Genomic DNA, 10,780 nt, shown 5'->3' on the forward strand with positions numbered 1-10,780 from the left:
GCTCCACAGGCGCGAGCCCGGTTCCGCAAGGCAAACCCCGGCCGGGCCGGGACGGTCCGCCGGGCGGGAACCCGGCCCGCAACCGTCCCCCTCCGCGGGGAGCAGGGCGGATCGGGATCCGGGCTCGGTGCCGGGCAGGTCGCGGGGCCGCCGCTCCCGCGGGACGAGCGCGCAACCCCCTCGCCGGGACCCGGCCGCACGCGCCGAGCCGGGGAGAAACTCCGGCGGGGCACCATCCCGCCCTGCCGCTCCGGCCGCGCCGAACCGCCCCCGAGACCCCGCAGAGGCACCCGCCACCACCCCGAACCAGGAACTCCGGCCCCGCCGAAGCCCCGGCCCCCGGCCACCCCGGCGGGAGCGAACCGGCATGATCGGGGTGTGATCACCACCCTCGCCGTCGAGAACTACCGCTCCCTCCGCCGGCTGATCGTGCCCCTCGGCCGGCTCACCGTCGTGACGGGAGCCAACGGCACGGGCAAGTCCAGCCTCTACCGCTCCCTGCGCCTCCTCGCCGACTCCGCCCGCGGCGGCGCGATCGCCGCGCTGGCCCGGGAGGGCGGGCTCCCCTCCACCCTGTGGGCGGGCCCGGAGAAGCTGGGTCGGGCGGTGCGCGAGGGGCACCAGCCCCTCCAGGGCACGGTCCGCACCGAACCGGTCAGCCTCCGCCTCGGCTTCGCGGGCGACGAGTTCGGCTACGCCGTGGACTTCGGGCACCCGGCGCCGGTCGCGGACTCCCTCTTCTCCCTCGACCCCGAGATCAAGCGCGAGTGCACCTGGTCGGGGCCGGTCCTGCGCCCGTCGGCGATCCTGTCGGACCGGTCGGGGCCCGCCGTGCGGACCCGCACCGCGGACGGCGGCTGGCACCGTACGCAGAACGCCCTGCGCCCGTACGACTCCATGCTCAGCGAACTCGCCGACCCCCAGCTGGCCCCCGACCTCCTCGCCCTGCGCGAGCTGATGCGGTCCTGGCGGTTCTACGACCACGTCCGCACCGACGCCGCGGCCCCGGCCCGGACCCCGCGGATCGGAACCCGTACGCCGGTGCTCGGCGCCGACGGCTCCGACCTGCCCGCCGCACTCCAGACGATCCGCGAGACCGGGGACGGGGCGGCGCTGGACGAGGCGGTGTCCGCGGCCTTCCCCGGCAGCCGGATCTCCGTCACCGAACGCGACGGCCGCTTCGCGCTGGAGCTGCACCAGCACGGTCTGCTGCGCCCGCTGGGCGCGGCCGAGCTGTCCGACGGGACCCTGCGCTACCTGCTCTGGACGGCGGCCCTGCTGACCCCGCGGCCGCCGGCGCTGATGGTCCTCAACGAGCCGGAGACCAGCCTCCACCCGGACCTGCTGGCTCCACTCGCGGACCTGATCCTGACCGCCGCCCGGGACACCCAGACGGTGGTCGTCACCCACGCGGAGGCCCTGGCCGACGCCCTGGCGGCGGGCGCCCGCCGGCACCGGGTGGACCTGCGCACGGTCGAGCTGGTCAAGGATTTCGGCCGGACCGAGGTGGCCGGCCGCGAGGGCCCCCTGGACGAGCCCCTCTGGTACTGGCCCAAGCGCTGAATCCCCCGCCCGGTCACCGGTCCGCCGGATCCGGCATCCCCAGCAGGCGCGCCGCGCGGCCGGCCTCGGCGTCGTAGACCTGGAAGTCGATGCGCCGCCCGTCCGGCGTCCGGTACTCCAGCACCCGCATACCCGGCCGCCCGCTCTCCCGTACGGCCGCCCGGCCGCCCACGGGCAGCCGGACCGCCGGCCGCAGCGGGGCCTTGAACACCGCGCCGGCCCTGTCCGGGCCCGCGCCCAGCTTGCCGTAGCCGAAGAACCGCCGCCGCACGCCCTGCCGCCACCGCGCCTGGCAGGGCACGGCCTCGGCGGCCCCGCCGACAGCCGTCGCGGTGCGCCCGGCGGCCCGGCGGGCGACCGTCCGGCGCATCAGCGCCCCGGCCAGGACGGCGACGAGCGCGAGCGCGAGCCCGAGCCCGAGCACCACGGTTTCGACGAGCGTGATCACTTCCATGTCCCCCACCCCTCCCGCGGGTTCGACGCCCCCCGGAGTGCCACCCTGGGCACAGGGGCCCACGGAGGTCAGCGCGCCCGGTGGACGATTTCGCCCCCCACCACCACCGTTTCGGCCACCGTGCCCGGGATCTCGTCCACCGGGACGGCGAGGATGTCGCGGGAGAGGACGACGAAGTCCGCCATCTTGCCCACGGTGAGCGAACCGCGTTCCTTTTCCAGGAAGTTGGCGTGTGCGGAGCCCATCGTGTAACCGTGCACCGCCGTGGCGACGTCCACCGTCTCGGCCGGCTGCCAGGCCGGGCCGTCGCCGGACAGCGGGCGGCGCGTCACGGCCGTGTAGATGCCGATCATCGGGTCCATCTCCGCCACGTTCCAGTCGCTGGAGAACGCCAGTACCGCTCCCGCCTCGTGCAGGCTGCGCATGGGCCAGGCCTTGTGCCAGCGGTCCTCGCCGACGTTCTCCGCCCAGTCCTTGCCCGGGCCGGCGATCTCCGGCGCGCAGTGCCTCGGCTGCATGCAGGCGACGACTCCGAGCTCCTCGAAGCGCGGTACGTCCGCCGGGTCCAGGCACTCCACGTGGACCACCTGGTGGCGGGCGTCGCGCGGGCCGTTCACCGCCCGTGCGTGCTCGACGGCGTCCAGGACGGTGCGGATGCCCCGGTCGCCGGTGGCGTGCACGAAGCACTGGAAGCCCCGCGCGTCCAGGCCGGCCAGCAGTTCCGCGAATTCCCCGGCCGGGTAGAAGGTCTCGCCGCGGTGCGCGCCGCATCCCGTGTACGGCTCCAGCAGCGCGGCCGTGCGGGGCTCCACGACGTCGTCGATGTAGAGCTTGAGCGGGCCGACCCGCAGCCGGTCCCCCGCGTAGGAACGGGCGGCCGCCTCGAAGTCGTCCAGGTCCTGCGGCGTGGTGCCGCGCGGGTGGAAGAGCGCGGCGACGATCCGCGAGCGCAGGCGGCCCTCCGCCCTGGCCCGCTCGAAGAGGGCGAGGTCGTCGAGGGAGTTCTGCGGTTCCACGACGGTGGTGATGCCGAAGCCGATCGCGTCGTCGAGGCTCTTGGCGAGCCGCCCGTACTGCCGGTCCGGGGAGGCCCAGGGGACGCCGAGGTGGCGCAGTGCGCGGTGGCCTTCGCGAGAGAGGCCCTTGACGGCGAAGTCCTTGACGAATCCGGTGGGTTCGCCGGTCCCGGGGTCCACGGCCGCCGTGCCGAAGGGGAGGTCCGTGCGGTCCCGGGTGACGCCGAGCCGGCGCATGGCCGCCGTGTTGAGCCAGGCCGTGTGCACGTCGTACGAGAGCACGATCGCCGGGGTGTCCCCGGTGGCGGGGTCGAGGTCCGCGGCGCACGGCATCCGCCCGTCGGGGATCGCGGAGTAGTCGAAGGCTTCGGCCTCGATCCACTCGGTGTCGGGGTTGTCCTTGCGCCAGGCGAGGATCCTCTCGTGGATGCCTTCCAGGGTCCGTACCCCGGCGAGTTGGACGCAGGCGTCGTCCGAGCCGAGGCGGACGTGGTTGTGCGCGTCGATGAAGCCGGGGAGGACGAGGCGGCCGGCGGCGTCGACGTGTTCGGTGTCCGGGCCCGCCCAGGCGGCGGCCTCGCGGTCGGGGCCGATCCACACGATGCGGCCGTGGCGCACGGCGAGGGCCTCCGCCTCGGGCAGGTCCGGGTCCACGGTGTGGATGCGGGCGCCGGTGAGCAGCAGGTCGGCGGGGTGGTTCATGGGTGGTGCTCCTGGTGCGGTGGTGGGAGGGGTCAGGCGGCGGCCGGGACGTCGGCGGGTGCGGGGGTCCTGCGGTGGAGCGCCGTGTAGACGAGGCCGGAGACGACGGCGCCGAGCAGGGTGAGGTCGGCGCCGCCGAGGGGTGACACGAGCGGGCCGGTCCACAGTTCGGAGTCGCAGGTCAGGGCGGCGAAGGTGATGCCCGCGAGGAGCGCGGCCAGGCCGGCCGGGTGGTAGCCGGAGCGGTACCAGTAGGCGCCGTCGGGGCCGGTGGTGTGCAGGGCGTGGCCGTCGTACCGGCAGCGGCGCAGCAGCATGTCGGCGAGGAAGACGCCGCCCCAGGGCGCGAACACGATGATCAGGAGGGAGAGGAAGGAGGTCAGCGCGCTCGTGAAGTCGGTGAGGAAGAGCGCGGCGAGGGAGCCGAGGGCGGTGATGGCGGCGCTGACGACGATGGCCCGGGAGCGGCTCCACGGGATGCCGAGGACCTGGAGGTTCAGGCTGGAGGAGTACAGGGTGATGATCGAGTTGGTGACGGAGCCGCCGAGGACCAGGGCCAGGAAGACGGGCTGGAACCAGCCGGGCAGCAGGCTCTCGGTGCCGGCGACGGCGTCGGTCATGTCCGTGCGGGTGGCTGCGGCGACGCCGGCGATGCCGAGGGCGACGGAGGAGAGGAAGCCGCCGAGGGCTCCGTACCAGGTGATCGACTTCAGCGAGGTGGTGCGGGGGAGGTAGCGGGTGTAGTCGGCGGGCATCGGCAGGTACGAGAAGGGGGCCGCCAGCATGATCACGAAGGCCAGGCTCCAGCCCGAGGCGCCGGGCACGCCGGTCGCGGGGGCGGTGGTGTCGGCGCCGGGCAGCAGGAAGGCGAGCAGAGCGGTGAAGCCGGCGGCGAGGGCGTAGGCCATCCAGCGTTCGGCGAACTGGACCGTGGCGTGCCCCCACATGGCGACGACGAAGGTCAGCGCGAGGGTGACGAAGAGGGCGGCGGCCCGGCCGGCGGTGCCGTGCAGGAGGCCCAGCTCTTCGAGGAAGACCTCGAGGGCGAGGGTGCCGACGACGGTGTTGAGGATGGTGTAGCCGATCCCGACGAACCAGTTGAGGACTCCGGCGGGCAGGTTGCCGCGGACGCCGAAGGCTGCGCGGGAGATGACCAGGGTGGCGGTGCCGGTCCGGATGCCGGACAGTCCGGCGGCGCTGATGGCGAAGAAGGCCAGCCCGCTGACCACGACCACCGCGGTGGCCTGCCAGAAGGTGAGGCCGAAGGCGACGGCGAGGGCTCCGTTGATCACGTAGGTGAAGGTCAGGTTGGAGCCGAACCAGAGCCAGAAGAGGTCACGCGCCCTGCCGTGCCGCTCGCTGTCCGGAATCGGGTCGATGCCGCGCGTCTCGACTCTGAAGATCTCGTCACTCATCGCTGCACGCACCCCTGATCTTGAATGGCGTTCTAAGTTCTTGAATGGCATTCAAGATGAGGGGTGTACGGGACCCCCGTCAAGACCCTGTCCGGGATAAGGTCGGCCCACGAAGATCGGGAGGCGGCAGCGGTGGCAGGAGCGGCACGGCGGCGCGACGGGCGGGTCGCCCAGGAGCGGATGCTGGAAGAGGCCATGACGGCGATCGCCGAGGACGGGCTCGCGGCGCTGACCATGTCCAAGCTCGCCGACCGGCTCGGCACGAGCGGCGGCCACATCCTGTACTACTTCGGCAGCAAGGACCGGCTGCTGCTGGAGGCGCTGCGCTGGAGCGAGGAGCAGCTCGCGGTCGAGCGCGCGGCCCTGCTGCGCCGCCGCGTCCCGGCCGCCCGCAAGCTGGAACTCTTCCTGGAGCTGTACCTGCCGCGCGGCCCGCGCGACCCGCGCTGGACGCTGTGGCTCGAGCTGTGGGCGCGTACGCCGTCCAACGAGGACCTGCGCGCGGCCCAGGAGGAGATCGACGCGGGCTGGCACGAGGACCTCCGGGCGCTGCTGGCGAAGGGCGTCGAGCAGGGCCGCTTCGCCCCGACGGACACGGCCGACCGGGCCTCGGAGCTGCTCGCGCTGCTGGACGGGCTGAGCACCCGGGTGGTGCTGGGCCAGCGGGACTCGGAACGGGTGCGGGCGCTGGAGCGGGCGCGCTCGGCGACGGCCCTGCTGATCCGACACCTCTGAGCCCCCGCCGCCCCTTCGACAACGGCCCTCCCGCATCTCCAACCCCACCAATCGGCGGCGCGCGCACGGGGGTTCCTGCACGGGAATCGCCCCCGAAGTGCGCCCTACCGCACTCCTCCCCCAGCGAGCACAATCGCCGTGACGACGCACACCGATCGTGAGGGAGGGAGCGCGTGCGCAATCAGGTGCGCACAGCGGACGGGCGCGCTCTGACCGTGGAGCGCTGGGGCGATCCGGACGGCAAGCCCGTCTTCCTGCTCCACGGCATGCCCGGAAGCCGCCTGGGCCCGGCTCCCCGCGGCATGGTCCTCTACCAGCGCCGGATGCAGCTCATCGCCTATGACAGACCCGGCTACGGCGGCTCCGACCGCCACCCTGGCCGCACCGTCGCCGACGTGGCGCACGACGTGGCCGCCGTGGCCGACTCCCTCGGCCTGGACAGGTTCGCCGTGGCGGGCCGTTCCGGAGGCGCCGCGGGCGCCCTGGCCTGCGCCGCCCTGCTGCCGGAGCGGGTCACCCGCACCGCGGCGATGGTGGGACTGGCTCCCCGGGACGCGGAGGACCTGGACTGGTTCGCCGGGATGGCCGCGTCGAACGTCCGGGAGTACACCACCGCCTCCACCGATCCCGAGGAACTGGCCGCCCGGCTGATCCCGCGGGCCGCCGGCATCCGCAAGGACCCGGGGCGGCTGCTGGACGAGCTGCGCCGGGAACTGACCGACAACGACCGCATGATCGTCTCGGACGCCGGCCTGCGGTCGATGCTGCTGCGGAACTACCGCGAGGGACTGCGCCATTCGGCCTACGGATGGATCGACGACGTCCTGGCCTTCAGCCGCCCCTGGGGATTCGACCCTGCCGACATCCGCTGCCCGGTGCTGATCTGGCACGGGGAGCTCGACGTGTTCTCCCCCGTGGGCCACTCCCGCTGGCTGGCGCGCCGGATCCCGGGGGCCACCACCGCGATCGAGCCGGCCGCCGCGCACTTCGCGGCCCTGCGTGCGCTGCCCGACGTACTGAACTGGCTGCTGCGCGACCTCCCCACCCCGCCCCTCAGCGAACAGCAGCCCGCGTAGGGGCGGCCGTTCACCCTCCGACAGGTCGCCAGGGTCGTTGCGCCGGTTTCGGCGGCGGGGGAGGCGGTCGGCCGCGCCGGTGCCCCGCCGCGACCAGGGCACTTCCGGCCCGTGCGGCGAGCACCCCCCGCCGGCCGGGACGCGCCACCCGGCCGGCGGGGGCCGCGTCCGCGCCGGCCGCCTCCCTGGTCATCGGGACCGGTGCGCAGGCCCCTCGCCCAGTACGGCTCCGGCGTCGCCCCCGACGCGCCCCGCGCCCGCCGACCGCCCCGGGCGGACACGGGGCCGGGAGAAATGGATCTTGCCGTCCGGCGAACGGCCGAATAAGCCGCCCCGGGAAATGCGTGGCCCTCTCTATAGAACGGTTGACCAGGCGTCATGTCTCGGTTGCCATTGGGGTGTGGCCGAGTAAAGTCCACGCTTGACGGCAGCGCGTCGCTGTTGTCATTCACATGCCCATTCCATATGGCTTCCCCGAGGACGGTGTCGTGAACACTTCCGCAACCCCCGCGACCAGCACGGTCAAGGCCCGCCGGGTCCCGCTCGCCAAGATCGACGTCGAGACCGCGTCCGCGGCCGCGACGCTCGGTCGCGTGCTCCCGGCCGAATCCGGCCGTCCGGTTCAGGCGCCGATCTTCAACTCCGCACTCTGAGGCGGAGCGAGAGCTCTAGACTGGCGGAATGACCGGCCTGATCGCATTTCGCGAGATCGTCCTGAAAGTTCACAGCAGATGCGATCTTGCTTGTGATCATTGCTACGTCTACGAACATGCAGATCAGAGCTGGCGGGCCCGGCCGAAAGTGATCTCCCCCGAGGTTATTTCACGGACCGCGTCCAGGCTCGCCGAACATGCCCGTGACCATGCACTCCCCTCCGTCACGGTGATTCTCCACGGAGGGGAACCCCTGTTGGCGGGCACGGCCCGGCTCCGACTCGTCTGCGAGGAGTTCAGCCGGGCGCTCACCGGGATCGCCGCCCTCGACCTGCGGATCCACACCAACGGGCTCCAGCTCAGCAGCCGTTACCTCGACCTCTTCGCCGAGTTCGGCGTCCGGGTCGGCATCTCCCTCGACGGGGACCGCGCCGCCAACGACCGCCACCGCCGCTTCGCGGACGGCCGTACGAGCCATCCGCTGGTCCTCGCGGCCGTCGCGCTGCTGCGCTCCGCGCCCTACCGCCACCTCTACCAGGGTCTGCTCTGCACCGTGGACGTGGCCAACGACCCCGTCGCCGTGCTCGACGCGCTCGTCGAACTCGAGCCCCCGCGGGTGGACTTCCTCCTCCCGCACGCCACCTGGGAAATGCCGCCCGTGCGACCCGACGACGCCCCGGACGCCTACGCCCGCTGGCTCCTGCGGATCTTCGACCACTGGGAGCTGCTGGGCCGTCCGGTGCCCGTACGGCTCTTCGAGTCCCTCCTGTCGACGCTACGCGGCGGACCCAGCCTCACCGAGTCGCTCGGCCTCGCGCCCACCGACCTCGTCGTCGTCGAGACCGACGGCACCCTGGAACAGGTCGACTCCCTCAAGAGCGCATTCGAGGGAGCGGCGGCCACCGGCTTCAACGTCTTCGACCACGCCTTCGACCGGGTCGCCGCCCATCCCGGAGTCCGCGCCAGGCAACTGGGCCTGGCGGGCGTCAGCGACTCGTGCCGACGCTGCCCCGTCGTACGTTCGTGCGGGGGCGGGCTCTACACCCACCGCTACCGCCACCGCAACGGTTTCGACAACCCCTCCGTGTACTGCACCGACCTGCGTGAACTGGTGGACGGTGTGGAGGGACGCACGGCGCCCCGGGAGACCGCTCCGCAGCTGTCCGACCCAGCCGAACTTGCCCGCTCCCAGGAGGAGCTGACCCGGATCCTGCTGGCCCGGCTGAACGCGGACCTGGCCGACGACCCCGACTGGGCACCCGCCTGGGAGCTGGTGGCCGCGGTGGAGCGGGCCGGGGAGGCGGGCGCCGACGCGCTGGACGCCGTACTGGACCACCCGTTCACCCGGACCTGGGTGCTGGCGGCCCTGGACGCCGCGCGTGACGGCCGGCCCCGCGGCGCCGAGGCGGCCCGCAGGCTCACCGCGCTGGCCGCCGCTGCCGTGCTGCGCGGCGGGTTGGACCTGCCGGCCGAGGTGGCCTACCGGGACGGTGAGGTCTACCTGCCGACGCTCGGGCTGCTGCGGCTCGGGGAGCCGGGCACGCAGGGCCGGGCCTCGCTGCACGTCACCGACGACGGCTACGCGGCCCGGGACGGCCTCTCCGAGCACCGCTTCGGGCCGGCGGCGGGCGACGCCCGCTGGCAGCCCGTACGCACCTGGTCGCCCGGTCCGGACGCGGCGCCGGTGGCGCTGGAGGACCTCGACCCCTACCGCAACTGCTTCCCCCGCCCGCCCAGGCTCCGGCTCGGCTCCGGCGAGACCGAGGAGTGGCGGGGCCGGCTCGACCGGGCCTGGGCGCTGCTGCACAAGGCGGTGCCCGGGTTCGCCCGGGCGGCGGCGGCCGGGCTGACGACGCTGACCCCGCTCGCGGGCGGCCCACGGGCCGGCGGCTGGGGCGAGGCGGGCCGACACGGGCCGGGTGCGCTCGGGGTGCCGTACGCGGCGGGCGTACGGGAGACCGCGCTCGCGCTGCTGACCGGGCGGCGGCGGACCCGGCTGCGGGCGCTGGCCGAGGTGACCGACCTGTACGCGCTGGACGGGGAGTGGCAGCACCCGTCGCCGTGGCGGTCGCACCCGGTGCCGGTGTCGCGGCTGCTGGCCGACGTGCACGAGCGGGTGGCGGTGGAGGCGTACCGGCGGGCGACGGCCGGTCCCGAGCCGGGCGGCTCGGACCGCATCCACGAGGCCCTGGACCGGCTCTCGACCGCTGCCGAGCTGACGGTCACCGGCAAGCAGCTGGTGGCGGAGCTGCGCTACGAACTGAAGGCGGTGGACGCGTGAGCGCCCACTCCCCCTCTCCCGCCCCCTCCCCGGCCGGTCCGGGCCGGGGCCGCCGGGCGCCGGGCGCCCTCCAGCTCGCGGTACAGCTGCGACTGCTCGGCGTACGGCCGGGGATGCGGCTCCTGGTGCACGCTTCCCTGCGCGGTACCGGACTGCGCGCGGAGCAGCTGCGCGACGCCCTGACGGGCGTCCTGGGCCCGCGCGGGACCCTGGTGGTGCCCGCGTTCACCCCGGAGAACTCCCGGACCTCCAGCGCCCACCTGGAGCGGATCGCCGGCATGGACGAGGCCGCGGTGCGGGCCTTCCGCGACCGGATGCCGGCCTTCGACCCGGCGAGCACCCCCAGTCACGGCATGGGCTCCCTGGCGGAGGCCGTCCGCACCGCGCCGGGCGCCGCGCGCAGCTCCCACCCGCAGACCTCCTTCGCGGCGCTCGGTGCGGATGCCGAGCGGCTCTGCGGCGGGCACCGCCTCGAAAGCCACCTGGGTGAGGAGTCACCGCTGGGAAAGCTGTGCTGGGAGGGGGGACAGGTACTCATGATCAATGTGGGGTTTTCCGTCTGCACCGCTTTCCATCTCGCGGAGTATCGAATTCCGAAGCCCCCCTTGCGCATGTACGAGTGTGTGGTGAAGGTGAACCTTCCGGAGGGGTACGAGGGGCCCCGCCAGGAGGGGGAGTGGACCGCATACGAGGACGTCGCGCTGGATGACGGCGATTTCGCGGAGATCGGCAGGGCGTTCCCGGATTCGCGGGTGCGCAGGGGGCGGGTCGCAGGGGCGTCGACCATGCTCTTCTCCGTTCCGGAAGCCGTCGACCACGCCCTTGAGTGGATGACCGAAAACCGATGCTGATTGACTGAACGATGAGGGGATGTGGCGAAGCAGC

General features: G+C 73.7%; 9 protein-coding genes. 6 read left to right on the top strand and 3 right to left on the bottom strand.

The window, feature by feature from the left end; translation table 11 throughout:
* Positions 1 to 378 precede the first annotated feature (378 nt).
* On the top strand, positions 379 to 1,563 hold the full coding sequence (locus ACZ6JS_RS15005; protein ID WP_469298013.1) for an AAA family ATPase: 1,185 nt from the start codon (positions 379 to 381) through the stop codon (positions 1,561 to 1,563).
* A gap of 13 nt (positions 1,564 to 1,576) precedes the next feature.
* On the opposite strand, the gene ACZ6JS_RS15010 is transcribed toward ACZ6JS_RS15005, so the two are convergent.
* The 3 genes from ACZ6JS_RS15010 to ACZ6JS_RS15020 all read right to left on the bottom strand — a co-directional run bounded on the left by ACZ6JS_RS15010 (position 1,577) and on the right by ACZ6JS_RS15020 (position 5,150).
* Entirely contained in the window at positions 1,577 to 2,017 is a 441-nt protein-coding gene (locus tag ACZ6JS_RS15010; RefSeq protein ID WP_469298015.1) for a hypothetical protein, read from the bottom strand.
* 68 nt (positions 2,018 to 2,085) lie between these two features.
* Entirely contained in the window at positions 2,086 to 3,735 is a 1,650-nt protein-coding gene (locus ACZ6JS_RS15015) for an amidohydrolase (RefSeq protein ID WP_469298016.1), read from the bottom strand.
* Between the two features lie 32 nt (positions 3,736 to 3,767).
* Complete coding sequence (locus tag ACZ6JS_RS15020) at positions 3,768 to 5,150, bottom strand: purine-cytosine permease family protein (protein WP_469298018.1); 1,383 nt, start codon at positions 5,148 to 5,150, stop codon at positions 3,768 to 3,770.
* Positions 5,151 to 5,282: 132 nt separating this feature from the next.
* On the opposite strand from ACZ6JS_RS15020, the gene ACZ6JS_RS15025 reads away from it, so the two are divergent.
* From ACZ6JS_RS15025 to ACZ6JS_RS15045, 5 genes are all read left to right on the top strand, one after another.
* A complete protein-coding gene (locus ACZ6JS_RS15025; protein ID WP_469298019.1) occupies positions 5,283 to 5,885 on the top strand; it encodes a TetR/AcrR family transcriptional regulator in 603 nt (200 codons plus the stop codon).
* Positions 5,886 to 6,058: 173 nt separating this feature from the next.
* Entirely contained in the window at positions 6,059 to 6,961 is a 903-nt protein-coding gene (locus ACZ6JS_RS15030) for an alpha/beta fold hydrolase (protein WP_469298021.1), read from the top strand.
* A 488-nt stretch (positions 6,962 to 7,449) separates the two neighbouring features.
* Complete coding sequence (gene fxsA, locus ACZ6JS_RS15035; RefSeq protein WP_469298022.1) at positions 7,450 to 7,614, top strand: FxSxx-COOH cyclophane-containing RiPP peptide; 165 nt, start codon at positions 7,450 to 7,452, stop codon at positions 7,612 to 7,614.
* 28 nt (positions 7,615 to 7,642) lie between these two features.
* Complete coding sequence (gene fxsBH, locus ACZ6JS_RS15040; RefSeq protein ID WP_469298023.1) at positions 7,643 to 9,895, top strand: radical SAM/SPASM protein FxsBH, inactivated beta-hydroxylase extension form; 2,253 nt, start codon at positions 7,643 to 7,645, stop codon at positions 9,893 to 9,895.
* On the top strand, positions 9,892 to 10,746 hold the full coding sequence (locus tag ACZ6JS_RS15045; RefSeq protein WP_469298024.1) for an AAC(3) family N-acetyltransferase: 855 nt from the start codon (positions 9,892 to 9,894) through the stop codon (positions 10,744 to 10,746). The genes fxsBH and ACZ6JS_RS15045 overlap by 4 nt, the downstream gene beginning before the upstream one ends.
* The last annotated feature ends 34 nt before the right edge of the window (positions 10,747 to 10,780 follow it).

Source organism: Streptomyces sp. NPDC046349, from assembly GCF_055587885.1.

Excerpts from the sequence above, each read along its gene's own strand:
- ACZ6JS_RS15015 (WP_469298016.1), bottom strand. The coding sequence starts at position 3,735 with ATGAACCACCCCGCCGACCTGCTGCTCACCGGCGCCCGCATCCACACC.
- ACZ6JS_RS15020 (WP_469298018.1), bottom strand. The coding sequence starts at position 5,150 with ATGAGTGACGAGATCTTCAGAGTCGAGACGCGCGGCATCGACCCGATT.
- ACZ6JS_RS15010 (WP_469298015.1), bottom strand. The coding sequence starts at position 2,017 with ATGGAAGTGATCACGCTCGTCGAAACCGTGGTGCTCGGGCTCGGGCTC.
- fxsBH (WP_469298023.1), top strand. The coding sequence starts at position 7,643 with ATGACCGGCCTGATCGCATTTCGCGAGATCGTCCTGAAAGTTCACAGC.